Below are 22,573 nucleotides of genomic sequence, written 5' to 3'. Positions count from 1 at the left end.
CAGGACCCCGGCGCTCGTGACGCGCGGTGGTCAGCGGCTGGGGGTGATCCTGCTGGCCGGCAGCCTGCTGCTGGCCGGCCAGGTGTGGGGGCAGGCCAACCCGCAGGAGGCGCGCGCGCGTCTCGATAGCCTGGCCACCGACATCGAGGCGCTGCAGGGCAAGCTCAAGCAGACCCAGGCGGCGCGCGGCGACGCCCAGAGCCAGCTGGAGACGGTGGAGACCGCGATCGGCGCCACCCACCAGCGGATGGACACGCTTCAGGACGAGCGCCACGACCTCGACGAACAGGTCGCCACGCTCACCGCCCAGCGCCAGACCCTGGACGCCGAGCGCCACCGCCAGCGCCAGGCCCTGGCCCAGCAGTTCGATGCTCTCTACCGCCTCGGCACCACGCCGCAGCTCAAGCTGCTGCTCAATCAGGACGACCCTGCCGAGGTCGACCGTCTGCAGCACTATCTCAACGCCATCTCGCAGGCGCGCCAGGCACGCCTCGACACACTGCGCGATCTCAACCATCAGCTCGACCAGAACCTCGCCGCGATCGACCAGCGCCGCCAGCGGCTCGATCAGGTGCAGCGCGATCTCGATCAGCAGCGTGAACGCCTGGCCGCCAGCCTGCGCGAGCGCCAGACACTGGTCGACAAGCTCGACTCGCGCTACGCCAGCGAGCAGTCGCGGCTGGAGGATCTCAATCAGGATCGCGCCCACGTCGAGCGACTGCTCGATCGCATGCAGGAGGAGCTGGCCAAGCTCAAGCAGCCGCCGCCCTCCACCGCCATCCGCAAGACCCGCGGCGACCTGCCGTGGCCGGTGCAGGGTCGCCTGCTCTCGGGCTATGGCGATGGCGACGGGGTCAATCGCAACGGCGTGCTGATCGGTGCCGCCGCCGGCAGCGCGGTCAAGGCGGTGCATGCCGGGCGCGTGGTGTTCGCCAACTGGATGCGCGGCTTCGGCAACCTGCTGATCCTCGACCACGGCGACGGCGTGCTCACGCTCTACGCCCATCTGCAGCAGTTCACGGTCAACCCCGGCCAGCAGGTGGCCAACGGCCAGACCGTGGGCGCGGTGGGCGATACCGGCGGCCAGGCCCGCCCCGCGCTCTACTTCGAGGTGCGCCAGAACGGCGACCCGATCAATCCCAACCGCTGGATGGCCAAGCGCTGAGCCCACCCCGGCTCACGCGCGTTAACATCCGCCCCGGGAGACGCTATGCTGGGGTTATCAAACGCCGTTCCATCATCCGGCCAGCCGCACCCACGTCGCGCCGGGTGGCAGCCCCCGCCGGCGCCAGCGGCCCCTCATCCAGCTCGAGTCGCGGAGACCGCATGACACCCACCCGTCCGAACACCCTGGCCCGTCGCCTGCGGCTCGCTCCTGTCGCCTGCGCGCTGGGCCTGGCCTTCGCCACGCCCGGGGCGACGCTGGCCGCCGAGCCGGCCGCGACACGCCAGCCCGCCGACGATGACCTGCCGGTCAAGGACGTGCAGACCTTCGCCGAGGTCTTCGAACGCATCAAGCGCGCCTATGTCGAGGAGGTCGACGACAAGACCCTGCTGCGCAACGCCATGCACGGCATGCTGAGCCAGCTCGATCCGCACTCGGAGTATCTGGATGCCGACGCCTTCGAGGCGCTGCGTGAAACCACCGAGGGCGAGTTCAGCGGCGTCGGCATCGAGGTCGGGCTGCGCGATGACCAGCTCACGGTGATCTCGCCCCTCGACGACACCCCGGCGGCCAAGGCGGGGATCCAGCCCGGCGACCGTATCGTCGCCATCGACGGCACGCCCACCGACAATCTGACGCTGCAGGAGGCGGTCGACCTGATGCGCGGCGAGCCCGGCAGCCAGATCCAGTTGACCATCCTGCGCGACAACGAGCAGGCGCCACGCACCTTCGATTTGAAACGCGAGGCGATCCAGTCGGAGAGCGTCACTCAGCGCGAGCTCGAACCCGGCTACGGCTATTTACGCATCAGCCAGTTCCAGAGCCGAACCGGCGACCAGACCCGTGCGGCACTCCAATCGCTCACCGCCAAGGGCCCGCTCAGGGGGCTGGTGCTGGACCTGCGCAACAACCCCGGCGGCGTACTCTCCAGCGCCACCGAGGTCGCCGACCAGTTCCTCTCCAGCGGGCTGATCGTCTACACCCAGGGCCGGCTGGTCGACGACGACATGCGCTTCACCGCCCACCCCGCCACCCTGGCGCCGGACGTGCCGCTGGTGGTGCTGATCAACGGCGGCAGCGCCTCGGCGGCGGAGATCGTCGCCGGCGCGCTGCAGGACCAGCAGCGGGCAGTGCTGATGGGCACCCAGAGTTTCGGCAAGGGGTCGGTGCAGCAGGTGCTGCCGCTGGGCAACGGCGACGGCCTCAAGCTGACCACCGCGCGTTACTACACCCCCAGCGGGCGTTCGATCCAGGCCGAGGGCATCACCCCGGACGTGCGTGTGGTGCGCGGCCGGCTGGAGGTCGACGCCACCCCGGGCTTCCAGCTGCGGGAATCCGACCTGCGCGGCCATCTGCAGAACGCCAACCCGAGCGCACAGCGCAACGCTCCGGATACGCCCATCGCCGCCAACGACTACCAGTTGAGCGAAGCGCTCAATCTGCTCAAGGCACTCAACGTGGTTCACTCGGCCCGCGTGCCGGCCACGCCTGGCAGCAGCGAGAGCGGCAACGCCAAATGAGCCGACCGCCGGCCTAGCGGCGGTCCGGGCGTACGAGAAGAGCGGCGAGGGGGAGCGTCAAGTCGCGAGCGGAGCGGCGGCGACCGCTCACCGGCACCGCTGCGGCACGTCGCCATACTCGCCCAGGGCCTGACGGATCAACAGCCGCTTGAGCAGCGGCAGCCGGTCGACCCCGGAGAGCCCCCAGTTGCGCGCCAGCCGCAGCGCCGGCTGACGGCTGCCGAAGAGCCGCTGAAAGCCCTGCATGGCGGCGAGCATCGCCGCGTTCTCTCCCCGCCGACGCCGCGCATAGCGCGCCAGAATGCGCGGATCGCCGGGCTCGGCCCCGCGCTGCCGCGCACGCACCCACTCCTCGGCCAGTACCGCGGCGTCCATCAGGCCCAGATTGACCCCCTGCCCGGCCAGCGGATGCAGGGTGTGGGCGGCATCGCCGATCAGCGCCAGACCCTCGGCGACATAGTCGCTGGCATGACGCTGCACGATGGGAAAATGAGGCGCGGCGTCGATCACCTCGAGCCGCCCCAGACGCCCGTCGACGGCCCGTTCGAGCGCCTCGGCCAGCGCCGCGCGCCCATCCTCGCGCTCACCCAAAGCGGTGAGCCGGCGCGCCTCCGTCGGCGTGGTCGACCAGACGATCGAGCAGTGAGCATCGCCCCCCTCGATCGCCAGCGGCAGAAATGCCAGCGGGCCGCTGGGCAGAAAGACCTGACGCGCGGTGCCGGCATGACCATGCGCGCAGCGCACGCTGGTGACCACCGCCGCCTGGCCGGTGTCGCGGGCGGTCAGCGCGATACCCGCCAGGTTACGCAGTGGCGAGTGGGCCCCATCGGCCCCCACCACCAGCGGCGCGCGCCACTGCTCGCCGGTGTCCAGCGTGACCACCGCCTGCCCCGCCTCGCGGGTGTAGCCGGTCAGGCGCACGCCACGTAGGCAGGTGACCTGGGGCAGCGCTTCGAGCCGCGCCTCGAGCCCGGCGACCAGCAGTTCGTTCTCGACGATGTGTCCCAGCGCCTCGACGCCGACATCGTCGGCATCGAAGTGGATCTCGCCGCCGCCCTCGCCATCCCATACCTGCATACGCCGATAGGGCGCGACGCGCCGGGCGGCGACCCAGGGCCAGACGCCGAGCGACGCCAACAGGCGCTGCGAAGCGGCGGTCAACGCGCTCACCCGCAGGGCCGGCGCGCCCTCGCCCGGCGGCGTCGCCCGTTCGACGGCCGGCGCGGCATCGAACAGCGCGACCCGCCAGCCGGCCTCGCCCAGCAGCAGCGCCAGCGTGGCGCCCACCATCCCGCCGCCGACGATCAACACGTCGTTGGTTGGCTGTGTCATGTCGGATCTCCCGTCTTGGGAAACGCTGAATACATCGACGCGCGAGATGAAGCGCAAGGCGCATGGAACACAGAGCACGGGACATGACAGGGGGTCAAGCGAGTGCTCGAGTACCACGCAACACAGCGATTCGCTAGCGCAGGCATTGATGCAGCGTTTCCCTTGCTCGTCGTCATCTCTCTATGCCCATGGCCCGCCTGGCCACCATCCGCTTGAGCGGCCCCAGGGCGTTGAGCCCCCCGAGCCCGAGCCCGCGAGCCTGGCCCATCAGCGGATGTGTCAGGCCGAACAGCCGGATCAGACCATCACTGAAGCGCACGATCTGGCGATAGTCGGCGCTGCGCCGCGCCTCGAACGCCGCCAGCATGCTGGCGTCCCCCGGGGCGCGCCCTTCGGCCAGGGCACCTTTGATCTCGGCAGCCAGGTCCATCACCCCGCGCAGGGCCAGGTTGAAGCCCTGCCCTGCCACCGGGTGCAGCGCATGGGCGGCGTTGCCGAGCACCGCCAGGCCGGGGCGAATCGTCTCGCGCGCGGTGACCAGCGACAGCGGATAGGCATGGCGCTGGCCGACCCGCTGGAAGCGCCCGGCCCGGTCGCCGAAGGCGTGCTGCAGACGCGCCAGGAAGGCATCATCGGAGAGCGCCAGCGCGGCCTGCTCGGCGCCCTGCTCGAAGGTCCACACCAGTGTCATGCGCCGCCCCGACAGCGGCAGCAGCGCGATCGGCCCGTCGGCACTGAAGCGCTCGAAGGCCCAGCCCTGATGCGCCCGGCTGGTCTCGACCGTGGCGATCAGCGCACTCTGGCCATAGGCGTGGTGCTCGCTCTCGATCCCCAGGCGCTCCTTGAGGCCGGAGCGGCCACCATCAGCGAGTACGGTCAGCCCGGCTTCCACCACCTGGCCGTCGTCCAGGGTCAGCCGATAGCCGGCGGACGTGGCATCGAGCGCCTCGACCCGGGCCGGACAGTGCCAGTCGAGTGGCAGCTCGGCGAGCCGGCGGTGCAGCACCCGGCCCATCCAGGCGTTGGGAATCACATAGCCCAGGGCCTCGGCGCCGACGTCCTCGGCGTGCAGCCGGGTCACCCCCAGCCGGCCACGCTCGCTGATGTGGATATGGCGGATCGGCGCGGCCTGCGCCGCCATGCCCTCACCCTCCGCCGCCGACCACAGCGCCAGACGTTCGAAATGGCGCCGTGAGCCATAGGCGATGGCGCTGGCACGCACGTCGAAACTCGGCTGCGGACGATCCGCATCGGTGGCGGGCAGCGGCTGGGCCTCGACGATGGCGATGCGCAGCCCCTGCTCGCGGGCCAGCTCGCCCAGCGCGCAGGCCAGACTGGCGCCGACCAGGCCGCCGCCGATGATCGCCACATCGACCTGCGCCGGTTGCGTCGCTTCACTCATGGGCACTCGTCTCCTCCGCACCGGCCAATGATCCCCGGCATCTTGTTCACGCCCGGGCCGCCGCCATCAGCGCTTCGATCTCGTCGGCCGCCTTGGGCACGCCGGCGGTCAGTACCTCGCCACCGTCGGCGGTCACCACCACGTCATCCTCGATGCGGATGCCGATGCCGCGATAGGCCGCGGGGATATCCTCGGCGTCGGGGATGTAGAGCCCCGGCTCGATGGTCAGCACCATGCCCGGCTCGAGTGCGCGCGGCTCGCCATCGACCCGGTAGCTGCCGACATCGTGCACATCCAGCCCCAGCCAGTGCGAGGTGGAGTGGAGATAGAAGCGTCGGTAGGCCTTGGTCTCGATGCACGCGTCGAGTTCGCCCTCGAGCAGCCCCAGCGCCAGCAGCCCGGCGGTGAGATCACGCACCACGCCGTCGTGGATCGCGTCCAGGGTGGTGCCCGGTGCGACCGCGGCCACGGCGCGCGCCTCCGCCGCCAGGACGACGTCGTAGAGCGCGCGCTGGGCCTGGCTGAAGCGGCCGTTGACCGGAAAGGTGCGGGTGATGTCGCCGGCGTAGAGATCGAACTCGGCACCCGCATCGATCAACACCAGGTCGCCGTCGGCCAGCCGGGCGTCATTCTCCACATAGTGCAGCACACAGGCGTTGATGCCGCCGCCGACGATGGTGCCGTAGGCGGGCGAGCGGGCGCCGTGCCAGGCGAACTCGTGCTCGATCGACGCCTGCAGCTGATACTCGAAGCGTCCCGGGCGGCTGTCGCGCATGGCGCGGCAGTGGGCCTGGGCGCTGATCTCGGCGGCATGGCGCATCAGCGCCAGCTCACTCTCGCTCTTGGTCAGGCGCAGCTCGTGGATCAGCGCGCTGACATCGACGAAGCCGCTCGGGGCCGCCGCGCCGCGCCGCGCGCGCGCCTGCAGCCGGGCGCGGATGCCGTCGGCCAGGGCCATGGCATGGGTATCCGCCAGCGGCAGGTAGAGCGTGCGCCGCCCCTCCAGCAGATCGGCCAGATCGCCGCGACTGGCATTGTCGAAGGCCTGATCCATGCCGTAGTCGCGCACCGCACCCTCGGGGCCGATACGGATGCCGGTCCAGGCCTCTTTCTCGGGGTCCTTCTCCTGGCAGAACAGCAGCGACTCACCGGCCTCGCGGCCGGGCAGCAGCACCAGCAAGGCATCCGGCTCGGGAAAACCGCACAGGTAGTGGAAGTCGCTGTGCTGGCGGAAGGCGTAGTCGCTGTCGTGATTGCGGGTCTTGAGCACGGCGCCGGGCAACAGCACCGCCGAGTCCTGCGGCAGCTCGGCCATCAGGCGCTCGCGCCGGGCGGCATACTCCTCCTGGGTGATCGGGGCGGGCCCGGGGCGCAGGTCCTCTGTCGTCACGGCATCTTGTGTCAAACCAGCGGCTGTCGGCATGCTCTCTCCATGTGCGGTGTTGCGATCGTACAGGGTGGCGATCGTGCGGGCGGCTCAGTGCAGCGTCTGCGAGTCGTCGTCAGTGGTGTCCGCGCCAGCCGAGCTGCCCTGTTCGCTCTGCTCGACCTGGGGCTGGCCGGGGTGCTGCTCGGTATACAGCAGCATCGCTGCCATGCGCGCGTGCTCGGTGAGGGCGAACAGATCGTTCTCGTTCTCCGGGTCGTCATCGATCTCGACCTCGATCGCCGCCAGCTGGCCGAGATCCTCGAGCGCTTCTCGCAGTGGGCTCGACCAGCGTTCGTAGGTCTCGCCATCGACTTCGTTGACCACTTCGGTGAAGCCCTGCACCCACTCCTTGAGCCCCTGGGCACGCTCGCCCAGCGAGAACAACTCGTCGGGCAGCAGCGGCTCGAAGTTGAGCTCTGCCGCGGCCAGCGCGTCCAGGGTCTGGCGCCGCCAGCCCAGCAGCACGTCGGCATCCTCGCGGCTCTCCGGCTGCTCGACGTTGAGCGCCAGGCTCACCTCCTCCAGCCAGCGCTCGGCGCTCAGGTCCTCGAGCGCCAGCTCGGCACACAGCCGCCCATCGAAGAAGGCCGGTGACTGCAGGCTGCCATGGGCCAGGAATACATTGGCGACGGTGGAGAAATCGAGTTGCTCGTTGATGATCGACATGTCGGCATCCGTGGTGGCGGGCCGCCCTGCGGCCCGCGCCGGCAGCGCGTTGACCGGGTGTGGGCGGCTCTCTATAGTGACTGATCAATCGCGGCGGCCGAGGGCCAGCGGCGCCTGCGACCGCAGCCCCAGCGTCGTCGCCGGCGGCCATCAGCATAGCCGCTGGCGCCGCGAATCCCCCCATTTTACCCGATCGGTCTTCAAGGCCCACCCCGGAGCGAACCATGAGCGACACGTCTCGCCCGACCACCGAAGTGACCCTTTTGGGCAAACCCTACGTGATCGCCTGCCCGCCGGAAGAGCAGGAGCAGTTGAAGCGCGCCGCGCGCTACCTCGATCGCGCCATGCATGGCATCCACTCCCGCGGCAAGGTGCTGGGCGCAGAGAAGATCGCGATCATGGCGGCGCTCAACATCACCCACGAGCTGCTCAGCGCGCTGGATGCCAACCGCGCCGGCGAGCAGAACTTGAGCGAGCTGGGTGAACGCCTGGAGCGCGCCCTGAGCGGTATCGGCACCGACACGGCGAACGCCTCCCGTTGAGCCGCCAGCCCGCCGGCGGCGATTGCGATTGGGCAACGCCGCCCCCTCTGCTACGATAGAGTCGTTCCCTGGGGTGTGCGCCAGTCGTTACAAGTCCCTCGAGCCTATGCGCAGTACCCAGGGGGCCAATAGCTAGGCAGGCCCGTGTGCATGTCCGCGCGACGGAAAGCCTAACGGCCTGCCTGCGGCCACCCACCTTGAACCAATGGGTTCAAGGGCCAGAACGACAGCGGCACTCTGGGGAACTCTTCTTGTCTTCGACGTCGATCACCAGCGCTCTCGATGACGGGTCCACCGCTGACGGACCCACCGCGCTTGCCCTCTCGGGCGATCGGCGTCGCCTGCGGCGCGACCTGCGCCGTGCGCGCCGGGCGCTGAGCCCGCACCAGCAGCGCATCGCCTCGCGCGCGCTGTGTCGGCGCCTGCGCCGGCTGCCGGAGCTCCAGCGCGCCCGCCGTGTGGCGCTCTATCTGCCCAACGATGGTGAAATCGACCCCACCCCGCTGATCGCCTGGCTGCGACGGCGTGGCGCCGAGGTCTACCTGCCGGTGCTGCGCCCGCTGGTCGAGAACCGACTGTGGTTCGTGCGCTACGACAGCGACACACGCATGCGCCGCAACCGCTTCGGCATCGCCGAGCCACACACCCGCTTCGGTGCCAGACGCCAACGACGGCTGCCGGCCTGGGCGCTCGATACCGTGCTGATGCCACTGGTGGGATACGATGGGGCCGGTGAGCGTATCGGCATGGGCGGCGGCTTCTACGACCGCACCTTCGCCTTCACCCGCCTGCGCCGCCCGGCGCCACGACTGATCGGCCTGGCCCACGCCTGCCAGCGGGTGACGGCGCTGCCCGTGGCCGCCTGGGACGTACCGCTGAATGCGATCGTCAGCGACCGCGAGGTGCTCCGCCCGCAGCCGCACCAAGGGTAGAAACGGCGACGGCCGGTAGCGCGCAAGTCGCTACCGGCCGTCGTGCGATCAGTGCCCTCCGGCGGGCGATCACTGATCGGGTGTATCGAGTCGATCTGGTCTATCTACTACCAGCTACTACCAGCTACTACCGGCGAGCGCACGACCCGCGGGTGTGCCCGCCGTATTACCGTATTGATATAGCCTCAAGCGCCGAGCAGCGTCTGCGCATACCCCGTCGCAACCACACCCACGCCGAAAATCAGTACCAGTGCCATGACCAGGTCGGGCTTGCGTTTCATTTCGACTCCCAGAGATTCGGTTCGGTCTCCGCCCCCGCGGCGACGCGCACGACTATAGGGTCAGGCTAAAAGCTTGACAAGACGCTTGCCAGGCAGACTACCCCCCTTTTTCGTTACTGAAGATTATCGGTTGTTACCGAAAAAGGTTTAGCCCGAATTAACCCCGAAAAAGAGGCTATTTCATCGTCGTGAAAACGCCGCTGGCCTCATGCAGAGACCCGCGGCGTGAGCGATGGCGAAGGCAACAGGACCGCGCGGGGACGTTCAGGCCATGAACAGCCGATAGGCGGTATTGTCGGTCTCTTTCCAGTAGCGGTAGCCAATCCGATCGAAGTGCTCCTCGGCGTGGGCCCGGTCACCGTTGGGCATCTGCAGCCCGACCAGCACGCGACCGTAGGCGGCGCCATGGTTGCGGTAGTGGAACAGCGAGATATTCCAGTCGGCGGGTAGATGGGTCAGGAAGTTCATCAGCGCACCGGGACGCTCGGGGAACTCGAAGCGATAGACCTCCTCCGAGAAATCGACCTTGGGCCGGCCGCCGCCGAGGTGGCGAATATGCAGCTTGGCCAGTTCGTTATCGGTGAGATCCTCGACCGGATAGTCCGCGTCGCGCAGCTTTTGGATCACCTCGGCGCGATCCTCGCCACCCGGCTTGACCTGCACACCGACGAAGATATGGGCGCGGTCGTCATCGGCGTAGCGGTAGTTGAACTCGGTCACCATACGCCGCCCGATGGCGCGACAGAACTGCTTGAAGCTGCCCGGGCGCTCGGGGATCTCGACCGCCAGAATCGCCTCGCGCTGCTCGCCGAGTTCGGTGCGCTCGGCGATATGCTGGAGCCGGTCGAAATTGATGTTGGCGCCGGAGTTGATGCATAACAGCGACTGGTCGCGCACCTGGGTCTGCTGCACGTACTTCTTGAGCCCGGCCAGCGACAGCGCCCCGGAAGTCTCTGCGACCGCGCGGGTGTCATCGAAGGTGTCCTTGACCGCGGCGCACATCTCGTCGGTGTTGACGGTAATGACGCCATCCACGGTGTGGCGCAGGATCTCGAACGGCGCCTCGCCGATCTGGGCCACCGCCACCCCCTCGGCGAACACGCCGACCTGATCCAGCACCACCCGTTCGCCGGCCTCCAGCGCCGCCTTGAGACAGGCCGAATCCTCCGCCTCGACGCCGTAGACCTTGACCTCCGGGCGCAGATACTTGATGTAGGCAGCGACCCCGGCCAGCAGCCCGCCGCCACCCACCGGCACGAATACCGCATCCAGCGGCCCGGAGTGCTGGCGCAGGATCTCCATCGCCACGGTGCCCTGACCGGCAATGACGTCGTTGTCGTCATAGGGCGGAATATAGGTGTAGCCGTGCTCGGCGATCAGCGTCTTGGCGTGTGCCAGCGCCTCGCCGAAGGCGTCTCCCTTGAGTACCACCTTGGCGCCCCAGCCACGCACCGCGGCCACCTTGATCTCGGGTGTCACCCGGGGCATCACGATCACCGCCTTGACACCCATCTGGCGCGCCGCCATCGCCAGCCCCTGGGCGTGATTACCGGCCGAGGCGGCGATCACACCCTTCTCCTTCTGGGTCTCGTCGAGCTGCGCCATCTTGTTGTAGGCACCGCGAATCTTGAACGAGAACACCGGCTGCAGATCTTCGCGCTTGATCAGAATGCGATTGCCGAAACGGCGCGAGAGCGAGGGCATGGGCGAAATGGGGGTCTCCCGGGCCGCTTCGTAGACGCGGGCCTGGAGGATCTTCTTGACGATGTCTTCGAGTAGCATTGAGGTGTCCTGGCGTATCGCACCACGGGTGGCTGCCTGAGCGCGCCGCGGAGAGCCCGGCGGCGGCGATGAACGTGGCGGATCGACATTGTTAACAGACGCCAGCCCCGAGCGTCCAGCGTTAACAGATGCCCGCCCCGCGCGTCAGCGCCATCGGCAGCGCAGGCGGCTTGCTCTATACTGGCGGCTCTCTTTTGCCAGCCTGCCAGAGCCGACATGACCCAGGACGACCTCAAACGCGCGGTGGCCGCCGCGGCGCTCGAAGACATCGATAGCCTGCTGACGCCGGATGCGGTGATCGGCATCGGTACCGGCTCCACCGCCAACCACTTCATCGACCTGCTCGCCGCACGGCGCCACGATTTTCGCGGTGCCGTGGCCAGCTCGGAGGCCAGTGCGCAGCGCCTGAAGGCCAACGGGATCGACGTGCTCGAACTCAACCACGTGGGCACGGTGCCGGTCTATGTGGATGGTGCCGACGAAGTCGATGGCCGCCTGCGCATGATCAAGGGCGGCGGTGCTGCGCTCACCCGCGAGAAGATCGTCGCCGCCTGCGCCGAGCGCTTCGTCTGCATCGCCGATACCAGCAAGCGGGTCGAGGTGCTCGGCGGCTTCCCGCTTCCGGTCGAGGTGATTCCCATGGCGCGCTCCTACGTCGCCCGTGAGATGGTCAAGCTCGGCATCACGCCGGTCTACCGCGACGGCGTGCTGACCGACAACGGCAACCGCATTCTGGATGGCTACGACAAGCTGTTCGACGATCCGGAAGCGATGGAAGCGGCCCTCGATGCCATCGTCGGCGTGGTCACCAACGGCCTGTTCGCCAAGCGCCCGGCCGACGTGCTGCTGCTCGGCGCCGCCGCGGGGGTGGAGCGCTTCACCCGCTGAGACCGAGTCAGAGCCGATTGGGACACTCCAGATCGCGGTCATAGGCGACCAGATTGGCGCAGGTGACCTGTGCGATCTCGTCCAGCGCCTCGGCGGTGAAGAAGCCCTGGTGGCCGGTGATCAGCACATTGGGGAAGCTGGCCAGCCGGGCGAAGACGTCGTCTTCGATGATCTCCGCCGAGTGGTCGCGGAAGAACAGCTCGCTCTCCTGCTCGTAGACATCGATCGCCAGCGCGCCGAGCTGGCGCGACTTCAGCGCGGCGATCACCGCCGGGGTATCGATCAGCGCCCCGCGCGAAGTATTGACCAGCATGGCACCGGGCTTCATGCCGTCCAGCGCGGCGGCGTCGATCAGGTGGTGGGTCGCCTCGTTCAGCGGGCAGTGCAGCGAGACGATATCCGAACGCGCCAGCAGTGCCGCCAGCGGCACGCTCTCGCCGTAGGCCTCGAAGGCGGCCGCAGGGGCGGGATCGTAACCCAGCACCTCGCAGCCCAGCCCGTGCAGGATACGCGCCATGGCCAGGCCGATGCGCCCGCTGCCGACCACGCCTGCGGTCTTGCCGTGCAGGGTCACCCCGAGCAGCCCGTCGAGGGCGAAATTGCCCTCGCGCACCCGGTTGTAGGCGCGGTGGGTCTTGCGGTTGAGGGTCATGATCATGGCCAGCGCGTGTTCGGCCACCGCCTCCGGCGAGTAGGCCGGCACCCGCGCCACGAACATACCGAGTCTTCGTGCGGCCACCAGATCGACGTTGTTGAAGCCGGCGCAGCGCAGCACCACGGCACCCACGCCCTGGGCGGCCAGGGCTTCGAGCACGGCCGCTTCGAGGGCGTCGTTGACGAACACGCAGACCGCGTCGCTGCCCGCCGCCAGCGCCACCGTCTGCCGGGTCAGCGCGACGGACTGGTAGTGCCACTCGATCCCGGCATCGGCAAACTGGGTGGCGCCGACCGCGTCGAGAAAACGACGGTCGTAGGGCTGGGCACTGTAGACGGTGACTCGCATGGCAACGCTCGCACGGCAATCGAAGAGCCCCTATCGTAATCGATCCCCATGGCCTCACCAGTGACAGGACGCCGCAACCCGTGACCCGGCCTCTCGCCCCGCTGCCGCTCATCCATCACCCGGGCTACAGCTGCGTCTGGCCAGAGCGTCATCCTTTCCCCATGGCCAAGTTCCGCGTGCTGCGCGAACACCTGACGGCACAGGGTTTCGACCATCACCCGGCGGTACGCTGGCTCACCCCCGGCCCGGCAGCCAGCGACTCGCTGCTGCGGGTGCACACCCCGGAGTACCTGCAACGCTTCGCCCTGGGCGACACCAGCCCGTCGCGGCGCACGCCCAGCGGCTTCCCCTGGTCACCGGCGCTGGTGACGCGCACCCTGCTCGAGGTCGGCGGCACGCTGGCCACGGTGGAGGCGGCGCTGCGCGAGGGTCTGGCCCTGAACACCCCCGGCGGCACCCATCACGCCTACCCGGATCGCGCCAGCGGCTACTGTCTGCTCAACGACCTGGCGGTCGCTGCACGTCATCTGCTCACGGTGCACGGTCTGGAACGTGTGCTGATCGTCGACTGCGACGTGCACCAGGGCGACGGCACGGCCTGGATCTTCCGCCACGAATCACGGGTGTTCACCCTCTCGCTCCACGGCGCCGACAATTTCCCCTTCACCAAGCAGTGCAGCGACCACGACCTGGCCCTGCCGCGTGGCACCGGCGACGGCGCCTATCTCGCCGCATTGAGCGCAGCGCTCGAGCAGGCTCTCACCCAGTTCGCGCCGCAGTGCGTGCTCTACGACGCCGGGGTCGACGTACATACCGACGATCGCCTGGGGCATCTGTGTCTGAGCGACGCGGGTCTGTTGGCGCGGGATCGCCTGGTACTCACCCGCTGTCGCCGTGCAGGCATCCCCGTGGCGGGGGTGATCGGTGGCGGTTACGACCGTGACCTGAATGCACTCGCCGGACGGCACGCCCAGCTGTTCCAGGCCGGGCTGGCCACCCTCGAGCTCGCGGGATCCAGCTGACCCGAGAGCACCAGATACTTGTGCATCACCAAAAGCCCCAGCAGCAGCTCCTGGCGCGGGTCGCGAAACTGCGCAACATGGGCGTTGGCCCGGCGCACGATCGCCTCGGCCTCGGCGGGGTGGGCATCGTAATAGGCCATCTGGGCTTCCATGTCGCTGCAGTCCTCCGCCAGCGGCACATAGTGCACGTAGGGTTCGAGCGTGCCCTCCATGAACCAGGTCTCGAAGCGCGGCGGCGGCATGAAGCAGAGGGAGTTGGAGGCGAGAATCCACTTGAGGTTGGTCGCCACGTCCTTGCCTTCGAGGCTCAGCACGTAGCGATAGCGCAGCTGTTCACGGATCGACAGATAGGGCCGATAGTCGCGTTGATGGCGGCGTTTGGGGTTGCTCTGGCCGATATCCATGCGTGGATGGTCGCAGAACTCCCGCAGCACCGCGGCGCGATGCGCATGGAAACACTTGCCCCGCCACACCACGCCCGAACGCTTGTCGCGAAACGCCAGGCGGTCATCGACGAACTGGAAATGACGCACGCTGTTGAGCTTGAGCAGCACCCCGTTGGCATTGCTGGGCGGCGTGGCGCGACAGATCGGGCGGCTCTTGACCAGCGTGGGCCGCTCCGGCACCCAGGTGACGTCGCCGAAACGGTAATCGAAGCAATGCTGCGGCGCGAAGTGGCGCACGATCTGCTTGGCGTCGAGATAGTAGGCGCCACGCCGCTCGTAGTGGAAGTCACCGACGGCGACCGCACCCTCGCTGGGGTCGAACGCCTCCCCCAGGCGGTTGTAGTAGTCGACGCGTGAGGCGAGCCGCTGCCACGTCGGCTCGGAGAGGCCATCCAGCCACTGCGCCAGACGCCGACGATAGTACGCATCGGGGATCAGCAGACGCGCGGCACCAGCGCTGTAGAAGCGCAGCTTGCGGCTCTTGAAGCGGATATCCATCGGCGGTCACCGGCAAAGATTCTTGTTCAGGGACGATTGTTGGTTTCAGACATGACAAGCGTCTGACAAGCATCACCGCGCAATATTCCCGCGATGGCCGTCAAGAATTGTTGCTGGCGGTATCCGTCAGGTAGGCGGCGAGACGCCGGCGCGTAGCGGCGAGCGCACCACGGTTGGCAGCGACCACCTGGCGGCCGGCAGCACCCAGCCGCTCGCGCCGCGGGGCATCGTCGAGCAGCACCGCCACCGCCTGTCCCAGGGCCTCGCCATCGGCGACTTCACAGCGCGCCTCGTGCTCGGCCAGGGTGTCGGCGATCTCACGCAGGTTGTCGAGGTGGGGCCCGCTCACCACCGCCACGCCAAGGGCAGCGGGCTCGAGCAGGTTGTGGCCGCCGACCGTCACCAGCGAGCCGCCGACGAAAGCGACATCGGCGCAACCGTAGAGCTTGATCAGATCGCCCATGGTGTCGCCCAGCAGCAGCGTGGTCTCGGCATCCACCCGGGCGCCGGCACTGAGCCGCACCAGGCGCTCGCCGGCGGCCTCGCACAGCTCGGCCACGGCCTCGAAGCGCTGGGGATGACGCGGCACCAGGATCAGCAGCGCCTCGGGAAGATGGCGCCGCACCTGGGCATGGGCGGCGAGCACCTGCTCATCCTCGCCCGGGTGGGTGGAACCAGCGATCCAGACCGGTCGCGGCCCCCAGCGCTGGCGCAGGCGCCGGCTGGCCGCCAGCACGCTCTCGTCGACATTGAGATCGAACTTGAGCGCACCGGTCATCGCCACCGCCTCGGGACGCGCACCAAGGGCCCGGAAGCGCTCGGCATCGCTTTGCGACTTAGCCCCGACCCAGTCGAGCGGCGCGAGCATGCCGCGACACAGCGCGCCGAGACGCCGATAGAGCCGGAAGGCGCCTGGACTGAGGCGCGCGTTGGCCACCGCCACCGGCACGCCGCGGCGGTAACAGGCCGCCAACAGATTGGGCCACAGCTCGGTCTCGGCGATGATCGCCAGGCGCGGATTGATACGCGCGACGAAGCGCCGGGTCGCACCGGGGAAATCGAGCGGCAGGAAGTGGTGGCGCACGCGGTCGCCGAAGGTCTGCTGCAGCTGCCGGGCCCCGGTGGCGGTCATGGTGGTGACGATCAGGGCGTGATCGGGATAGTCATCGAGCAGGGCGCGAATCAGCGGGGTGGCGGTGACCACCTCGCCGACCGAGGCCGCATGCAGCCAGAGACAGCGGTGAACGCCCACCGCGGGCACGTAGCCGAGCCGCTCGCGACGCGGGTGAGTGGGCAGCCACTCACGCCACACCCGCCACCAGATCAACGGTGCGAGCAGATAGAGCAGCAGCGAGTAGAGCCGCCGTGCCAGCCGGGGAGACATCGCCGCTCAACGCTCGCGGTCGAGAATGGTATCGATCATGGTGGTGGTCGAGACGCCATCCTCGAACCCCAACACGCGTACCTCGCCGCCGTTGGCGACCACCGCCGCACCGCCGGCGATCTGCTCGGGCAGGTAGTCGCCGCCCTTGACCAGCAGGTCGGGCAGCACCGCCTCGATCAGCCGCGCCGGTGTGTCCTCGGCAAAGCCCACCACCCAGTCGACCGCGGCCAGCCCAGCCAGCACCTGGGCGCGTCTCGCCAGGGTGTTGATCGGTCGCTTGGGCCCCTTGAGCCGGGCCACCGAAGCGTCGTCGTTGACCGCTACGATCAGCCGGTCACCGAGCTTGCGCGCCTGCTCCAGGTAAGCCACGTGGCCGGCGTGGAGAATGTCGAAGCAGCCGTTGGTCATCACCACCTTCTCGCCACGCGCCTGGGCTGCCCGCACCGCTGCGATCAGGGGAGCTTCGGCGATCACGCCGAATTCGGCCAGCTTGTCGCCGTGCAGTGCGGTGTAGAGCTCGGCCACCGAGAGCACCGCGGTGCCGGGCTTGGCCACTACCAGGCCGGCGGCCAGATTGGCCAGCATCACCGCCTCGCCGAAACCATGCCCGGCGGCCAGGGCCAGCCCCAGCACGCCGATCACGGTGTCGCCGGCCCCGGTGACGTCGTAGACCTCCCGCGCATGGGTCGGCAGATGCAGCGGCGCGTACCCCTCGCGGATCAGCGTCATGCCACGCTCGCTGCGGGTCACCAGCAGCGCTTCCAGCGCCAGTTCGGCGCGCAGCCGCTCGCCCTTCTCGGCCAGCTCGGCATCACTGGCGCAGGGGCCGACGATCGCCTCGAACTCGCCCAGATTGGGGGTGATCACGCTGGCGCCGCGGTAGCGGGTGAAGTCGCCGCCCTTGGGGTCCACCAGCACACGCTTGCCCGCCGCCCGTGCCGTGGCGATCAACTGCTCGACCCGGTTGAGGCTGCCCTTGCCGTAGTCGGAGAGAATCACCACGTCGGCCTCGGTCAGCGCCTGCTCGACCTGGGCGCCGAGCGGTGCGGTATCGACGTTCCACAGCGAGCTCTCGAAATCGAGACGGATCAGTTGCTGGTTACGGCTCATCACCCGCAGCTTGGTGATCGTCGGCACCTCGGGGCTACGCTGGAAGTGAGTGCTCACATTGGCGGCATCCAGCGCGCGCTCGAGACGCTCGGCGTTGTCGTCATCGCCGACCACGCCGGCGAGACTCGCCCGCCCGCCCAATGCCGCGATATTGAGCGCCACGTTGGCCGCGCCGCCCGGGCGATCATCGGCCTCCTCCACCTTGACCACCGGCACCGGCGCCTCGGGCGAAATGCGCGACGTGCCGCCATGCCAGTAGCGGTCGAGCATCACGTCACCGACCACCAGCAGACGGGCGTGCTCGAGCTGGGAAAGATCGACTTTCATGCGTTGGGCTCCCTGTCGTCCTGGGTCGCCGGCCCATCCTCAGGCCGGTGAATCCCGCCATCATCCCGATTCATCGCGGTCTCCGCCAGCAGCCGATCCAGTTGACCAACCACGTCATCGAGGGTGATCAGGCTCATGGCATCGGCATGACGCACGCGGGTGCCCCAGTTCACCGACTCCGGAGTCTGGTGCAGATAGTGCGCCAGCGCATCGGGATAGCGGTCGACCACATGGCGACGCCAGCAGTAAGGTGCGGCGCGATCCGGGTTGGTGGTGGCGTAGAGCCCCAGCGTCGGTGTACCCAAGGCGTTGGCCATGTGCACCGGGCCGGAGTCCGGCGCGATCACGGCACGGGCGCGATCGAGCAGCGCCAGGAGTCCCTTGAGCGAGGTACGCCCAATCGCATCGACGATCTCGACCTGCGGGCAGAGACGCCGAATCTGCTCGCCCATCTCGCGCTCCTGGGGGCTGCCGCCGCCGCTCAACACGCTGACCAGGCCGTGGCGCTCCCAGGCATGCGCGATCACCGCGGCATAGCCTTCGGCCGACCAGTTGCGGAAATTGCGCAGCCGCGGATTGGCGCAAGGGCTGATCACCAGATAGGGCGCTTCACCGCTGAGGCGGGCGGCCTCGATATAGGCGGCGTCGGGGATCGGCAGCGACCAGTCGAGCGAGGTGTCCTCGACCCCCAGCAGACGGGCGAAATCCATGAACGATTCGAGTACGTGGGCGCGCGGGTGCGGCGCCAGCTGGCGCTGGGTGAACCAGTGCTGCCAATCCTTGGCCCGCGCCTTGTCGTAGCCCACGCGCAGGTCACACTCAAGCCCCAGCGACAGCGCGCTGGCTCGCAGCGCCTGCTGCATGTGCAGCAACACGTCGAAGCGCGTGCCGCGCAGTTGGCGCCAGATCTGGCGCATGCCGCCGAAGCCGGTAGCCTTGTCGTAGACCACGAACTCGACACCAGAGAGCCCCTCGAGCAGCGCGTGCTCGGTCTTGCCCACGATCCAGGTGATACGCGCATCCGGCCACTGGCGCTGCAGGGCACGCACCGTGGGCACCAGATTGCACACATCGCCCAGCGCCGACAGGCGCAGAATGGCGATATGGCGAGGATGTGCCGGGAGGGAGTGTTTCATGTGGTCGACTGACTTCCCGCTAGGTAAAGCGTACATTCTAGCGAAAGCCACCGTGCAAGACATAGCCGCCGGTCCTTGCACTAACAGCATTGCTTCGGTGAGGGCTAGCTCAAGAGCAGCGACACGAGCGACTCTAGCAATCGATGCAACGTTGCAAAGCTTGTATGGCGAGCGAGCGGAGTGTTAGCGATCAAACGTAAGCGTTAACTTTTCTTCGACGTGACATCGATTTTTTCCAATCCTTCTAGCTGCGCGGTCATACGACGCTCGAAATCCCATGCGTGACCGTACCACTGTCTACCTCCGCCCCCCTCAGTGAAGCCCAGCAGCACAATTGTAAAATCCAAGCCCAAATTACGCTTGAGCTCTTCCAGAAGCGCAATCATGTAAAACCCAGAGGAAACACCGCCCCGTTCGGGTAACGCCTCGAACGGGTATTCCTTAAGCAGGTTGAGGCTGTTAATCATCGGTATTCGAGAAACACCCTCGCCTCCCACATCTCCCTCCCCCCCTAAAACAAAAGCAGCACTGCTTTTCGCAAAAAGCTCAAAAAGTCTAACTCTCAGTTTATGTGGATAGCCAGGAACCTCCTCTTCGCGAACGCCATTCTCCGTCTTATAACCATATCGGTGAATTAGACAGTGATGGGTATCGAAGGGGAGCTTATGCAGCTGCCTACATTTATTGAAGCTGAACACGACCGAGTCGGGTGTAATTCCCGCGCTTTTGACATGTCGCCTCCTGATGTTAGGGTTGCTGGCGACCAACACTACACGCTGGGTCGCAGTGAGCATATTCAGCAGCTTTTCAGGTGTTTCAAAGATGCTTTCCGGCATTTCTATTTCCTTGATAAACGCCTGTTACATCTAACAGCGCGAACGAAATTGGCAACCTATGGTAAAAAAACATTACTAGGAAGCCAAGATCCCTACTCTTGTCCCTGTCAATACAATGAGCGCTTCTTAAGCATTGGCCTTGACACCAGGCAAAGGCACCCAAAAACCTTTACAATACCGCACGAACAGTGGACGGCGCCTGGCCGTCAGTCAAACCGCCGGCAGAACATGGCGGCGCCAACGGGATCCGGCCATGGCCCTTTCGACGTATCATCACCGCGGCACCCATATCTTATACGATCCGGCATACCTCGCTCAGCCCGATCACGCGCTGCTGCCCGCCCCGGGCCCGGCCTGGCTGAACCCAGCAGCGTGGCAAGCCAAGGGGCTGGTGGTGGGCTCGGCCCCCGGACGTGGGGCGAGCCAGTTCCTGCAGGTGGAAGACCAGGCCTGGGTACTGCGCCCCTATCGGCGCGGCGGCATGGTCGCCCGCGTCAATGAGCAGCGCTATCTATGGCAGGGCCTCGAGCGCACCCGGGCCTTCCGCGAGATGCGCCTGACCCTAGCGCTCTACGAGCGCGGCCTGCCGGTACCGGCCCCGGTGGCAGCGCTGGTCTGCCGCCAGGGTCCTACCTACCGTGCGGCACTGCTGACCCAGCGACTGGCGCACTCGCGTGCGCTGGCCGACTGCCTGGATCCGGATGCGACCGCGCTGCTGCATGACGTGGGGCGGGTCATTCGGCGCTTCCACGACGTTGGCCTCGACCATGTCGATCTCAACGCACGCAACCTGCTGATATCGACCGACCCGGCTTCAGGTCGCGACAAGGTATGGATGATAGATTTCGACCGCTGCCGCCTACGCCCGGCCGGGGCCTGGCAGCAGCGCAACCTGGCACGTCTGGAACGCTCCCTGACGCGCTTCTCCACCGCGAACGCCAGCGCTCTCTTCGCCGCCATCTGCGATGGCTATCACGGCGCCGACGCTCCTGATCAAGGTTAGTCCCATGCACGACACTCTGAGACGCCGCTGGCGTACCACGCTGGTCTTCGCCCTGTTGCAGCTACCGCTGGTGTGGCTGGTCGCCCTGCGCTACACCCCCTATCTGGCGCTGCCGCACGATGCCATGGGTATCGCCTACCTGGTCCTGACCTGGATCGGGCACTTCGGCATGCTGGTGCTGCTCGGCTGGCTGCCGCTGGGCATACTGGCGTTGGTGCTCAAGTCGCGCTGGCTATGGCTACCGGCCACGCTGCTTGGCGCGCTGGGGCTGTGTGCGCTGCTACTCGATACGGTGGTCTACGCCCAGTACCGTTTCCACGTGAACCTGTTCATGGTGTCGCTGTTCCTGAACGACAAGAATGGCGAGATCTTCGACTTCACCACCTCCACCTGGCTGGTGGTCGGTGCCTGTGTCGTGGTGGCGCTGGCGCTGGAAGCCTGGCTCGCCCGGCGGGTGATCATCGGTGATCGCGGGCGCCGCCTGCCCAAGGGCCTGATCTGCGGCGTGATTCTGCTGACGCTGATCGGCAGCCACGTCGTGCACCTGATCGCGGATGCCCGTTACATGCGCAGCGTCACCCAGCAGGTGGGCATCTACCCGCTGCTGTTCCCGGCCACCGCCAAGGACTTCATGGAGAAGCATGGCTGGCTCGACCCGCGCGCGGCACGCGCCGAACGCGCCGACATCGACGGCAAGCAGGCTCAGAATCTCGACTGGCCCAAGCATCCGCTGAGCTGCCAGGCCGACTCGCCGCCCAACGTGCTGGTGGTGCTGATCGACTCCTGGCGCGCCGATGAGTATGGCCCCAAGAACACCCCCAACCTCTACGCCGCACTCGACGCCAGCGGCCGACGCTATCTCGATCACTTCAGCGGCGGCAACGCCACCCGCAACGGCACCATGAGCCTGTTCTACGGGCTGACCGGCAACTACTACGCCTATCTGGACAATACCCAGACCCCGGCGCTTTTGATCACGCAGATGCAGAAGCAGGGCTACGCCATGGGCATCTTCGCCTCGGCCAGCCTCAACGGTATCGGCTTCGATCGCACCATTTTCTCCTCGATCAAGTCGCTGCGTCTGCGCACCCAGGGGCCGACGCCCGCCGCCCGCGACCGCCAGATGACCGACGACTGGCTGGCCTGGCTATCGCAGCAGGAGCATAAAGATACGCAGCCGTGGTTCGGCATGCTGTTCTACGACGCCCCGCATGGCTACGACGTACCGGCTGATGCAGAACAGCCTTATCAGCCTTCGGTCCAGGATATGAACTATCTGAAGCTGGGGCCGGATACCGACCCGACGCCCTACTTCAATCGCCACCGCAATGCCGTGCACTACGACGACACCCTGCTCGGCGAGGTGATCGACGATCTCAAGGCCAGGGGTGAGTGGGATAACACCCTGCTGGTAGTCACCGCCGATCATGGCCAGTCGTTCAACGACTTCGGCAAGAACTACTGGGGCCACAACAGCAACTTCGCCGCGCCCCAGACCCACGTCCCAATGATCTTGCACGGCCCTGGCGTCGACCCCGGCAGGGTCGACGGCATGACCAGCCATCTCGACGTGGCACCGATGCTGATGCGCCATGCGCTCGGCTGCACCAACCCGCTATCCGACTATGCCCAGGGCGTCGACCTGCTCACCCCGGGTATCGACCAACCCTGGGTTCAGGCCAGCAGCTACCTGGATTACGGCATCATCGAGCCGTCGCGGATCACCGTGATCGACGGCGCCGGCCAGTGGCAGATTCTCGATCACCGGCTCGACCCGATCCCTGGTGCAGAGTTCTCGCCCGCGGTGTTCCAGGCAATCCAAGACTTTCGCGCTTTCTATTAGACTCGTGGGTTAATTAGTAGCCTGCA

The 22,573-nt window shown here is 67.4% G+C and carries 19 protein-coding genes and 1 other RNA gene; 9 read left to right on the top strand and 11 right to left on the bottom strand.

The window, feature by feature from the left end; all coding sequences use genetic code 11:
- Positions 1-16 precede the first annotated feature (16 nt).
- Complete coding sequence (locus DOM66_RS08415) at positions 17-1,165, top strand: murein hydrolase activator EnvC family protein (protein ID WP_232825077.1); 1,149 nt, start codon at positions 17-19, stop codon at positions 1,163-1,165.
- A gap of 161 nt (positions 1,166-1,326) precedes the next feature.
- Positions 1,327-2,685 (top strand): S41 family peptidase, encoded by a 1,359-nt coding sequence (locus DOM66_RS08410; protein WP_110673673.1) that lies wholly within the window; start codon positions 1,327-1,329, stop codon positions 2,683-2,685.
- Between the two features lie 87 nt (positions 2,686-2,772).
- Here DOM66_RS08410 and DOM66_RS08405 read toward each other — a convergent pair whose 3' ends face one another.
- The 4 genes from DOM66_RS08405 to DOM66_RS08390 form a co-directional block, all read right to left on the bottom strand.
- On the bottom strand, positions 2,773-4,017 hold the full coding sequence (locus DOM66_RS08405; RefSeq protein WP_110673674.1) for a UbiH/UbiF/VisC/COQ6 family ubiquinone biosynthesis hydroxylase: 1,245 nt from the start codon (positions 4,015-4,017) through the stop codon (positions 2,773-2,775).
- 172 nt (positions 4,018-4,189) lie between these two features.
- Complete coding sequence (ubiH, locus tag DOM66_RS08400; protein WP_110689854.1) at positions 4,190-5,419, bottom strand: 2-octaprenyl-6-methoxyphenyl hydroxylase; 1,230 nt, start codon at positions 5,417-5,419, stop codon at positions 4,190-4,192.
- 46 nt (positions 5,420-5,465) lie between these two features.
- A complete protein-coding gene (gene pepP, locus DOM66_RS08395) occupies positions 5,466-6,809 on the bottom strand; it encodes a Xaa-Pro aminopeptidase (protein ID WP_245392399.1) in 1,344 nt (447 codons plus the stop codon).
- 87 nt (positions 6,810-6,896) lie between these two features.
- Entirely contained in the window at positions 6,897-7,514 is a 618-nt protein-coding gene (locus DOM66_RS08390) for a UPF0149 family protein (RefSeq protein ID WP_110689852.1), read from the bottom strand.
- Between the two features lie 224 nt (positions 7,515-7,738).
- On the opposite strand from DOM66_RS08390, the gene DOM66_RS08385 reads away from it, so the two are divergent.
- The 3 genes from DOM66_RS08385 to DOM66_RS08375 all read left to right on the top strand — a co-directional run bounded on the left by DOM66_RS08385 (position 7,739) and on the right by DOM66_RS08375 (position 8,988).
- Positions 7,739-8,056 carry a cell division protein ZapA gene (locus DOM66_RS08385; RefSeq protein ID WP_110673678.1) on the top strand — a complete coding sequence of 106 codons (318 nt, stop codon included), beginning with the start codon at positions 7,739-7,741 and terminating at the stop codon, positions 8,054-8,056.
- Between the two features lie 62 nt (positions 8,057-8,118).
- Positions 8,119-8,304, top strand: a non-coding RNA gene (ssrS, locus tag DOM66_RS08380) — 6S RNA.
- 93 nt (positions 8,305-8,397) lie between these two features.
- A complete protein-coding gene (locus DOM66_RS08375) occupies positions 8,398-8,988 on the top strand; it encodes a 5-formyltetrahydrofolate cyclo-ligase (protein ID WP_232825104.1) in 591 nt (196 codons plus the stop codon).
- A 545-nt stretch (positions 8,989-9,533) separates the two neighbouring features.
- Here DOM66_RS08375 and ilvA read toward each other — a convergent pair.
- The gene (gene ilvA, locus DOM66_RS08370; protein ID WP_280951028.1) at positions 9,534-11,069 is read right to left on the bottom strand and encodes a threonine ammonia-lyase, biosynthetic; all 1,536 of its coding nucleotides are present in this window, start codon (positions 11,067-11,069) and stop codon (positions 9,534-9,536) included.
- A 198-nt stretch (positions 11,070-11,267) separates the two neighbouring features.
- Between ilvA and rpiA the strand changes: the two genes are divergently transcribed.
- Positions 11,268-11,939 (top strand): ribose-5-phosphate isomerase RpiA, encoded by a 672-nt coding sequence (gene rpiA / locus DOM66_RS08365; RefSeq protein WP_110689851.1) that lies wholly within the window; start codon positions 11,268-11,270, stop codon positions 11,937-11,939.
- 7 nt (positions 11,940-11,946) lie between these two features.
- Here rpiA and DOM66_RS08360 read toward each other — a convergent pair whose 3' ends face one another.
- Positions 11,947-12,942 carry a 2-hydroxyacid dehydrogenase gene (locus tag DOM66_RS08360; RefSeq protein WP_110689850.1) on the bottom strand — a complete coding sequence of 332 codons (996 nt, stop codon included), beginning with the start codon at positions 12,940-12,942 and terminating at the stop codon, positions 11,947-11,949.
- A gap of 80 nt (positions 12,943-13,022) precedes the next feature.
- Here DOM66_RS08360 and DOM66_RS08355 point away from each other — a divergent pair, with 80 nt between their 5' ends.
- Positions 13,023-13,964, top strand: coding sequence for a histone deacetylase family protein (locus DOM66_RS08355; RefSeq protein ID WP_245392398.1), 942 nt, complete (start codon positions 13,023-13,025; stop codon positions 13,962-13,964).
- On the opposite strand, the gene DOM66_RS08350 is transcribed toward DOM66_RS08355, so the two are convergent.
- The 5 genes from DOM66_RS08350 to DOM66_RS19545 form a co-directional block, all read right to left on the bottom strand.
- Positions 13,874-14,908, bottom strand: a complete 1,035-nt coding sequence (locus DOM66_RS08350; protein ID WP_110689848.1) for a glycosyl transferase family 90 — start codon at positions 14,906-14,908, stop codon at positions 13,874-13,876. The genes DOM66_RS08355 and DOM66_RS08350 overlap by 91 nt on opposite strands.
- A 100-nt stretch (positions 14,909-15,008) precedes the next feature.
- On the bottom strand, positions 15,009-16,292 hold the full coding sequence (waaA, locus tag DOM66_RS08345) for a lipid IV(A) 3-deoxy-D-manno-octulosonic acid transferase (RefSeq protein WP_110689847.1): 1,284 nt from the start codon (positions 16,290-16,292) through the stop codon (positions 15,009-15,011).
- A 6-nt stretch (positions 16,293-16,298) separates the two neighbouring features.
- On the bottom strand, positions 16,299-17,729 hold the full coding sequence (gene hldE / locus DOM66_RS08340) for a bifunctional D-glycero-beta-D-manno-heptose-7-phosphate kinase/D-glycero-beta-D-manno-heptose 1-phosphate adenylyltransferase HldE (RefSeq protein ID WP_110689846.1): 1,431 nt from the start codon (positions 17,727-17,729) through the stop codon (positions 16,299-16,301).
- Positions 17,726-18,865, bottom strand: a complete 1,140-nt coding sequence (locus tag DOM66_RS08335; RefSeq protein ID WP_110673685.1) for a glycosyltransferase family 9 protein — start codon at positions 18,863-18,865, stop codon at positions 17,726-17,728. Before DOM66_RS08335 ends, hldE begins: the two co-directional genes overlap by 4 nt.
- Positions 18,866-19,068: 203 nt before the next feature.
- A complete protein-coding gene (locus tag DOM66_RS19545; protein ID WP_157959021.1) occupies positions 19,069-19,701 on the bottom strand; it encodes a hypothetical protein in 633 nt (210 codons plus the stop codon).
- Positions 19,702-19,954: 253 nt separating this feature from the next.
- Here DOM66_RS19545 and DOM66_RS08325 point away from each other — a divergent pair, with 253 nt between their 5' ends.
- Complete coding sequence (locus DOM66_RS08325) at positions 19,955-20,704, top strand: 3-deoxy-D-manno-octulosonic acid kinase (RefSeq protein ID WP_110689844.1); 750 nt, start codon at positions 19,955-19,957, stop codon at positions 20,702-20,704.
- A 4-nt stretch (positions 20,705-20,708) separates the two neighbouring features.
- On the top strand, positions 20,709-22,547 hold the full coding sequence (locus tag DOM66_RS08320; protein ID WP_110689843.1) for a DUF3413 domain-containing protein: 1,839 nt from the start codon (positions 20,709-20,711) through the stop codon (positions 22,545-22,547).
- Positions 22,548-22,573: the final 26 nt, after the last annotated feature.

The sequence above is a fragment of the Salinicola endophyticus genome, assembly GCF_003206575.1.
Lineage (GTDB): Bacteria > Pseudomonadota > Gammaproteobacteria > Pseudomonadales > Halomonadaceae > Salinicola > Salinicola endophyticus.
Note: the sequence above shows the minus strand (reverse complement) of the source record. Positions and strands in the feature narration are given on the sequence as shown.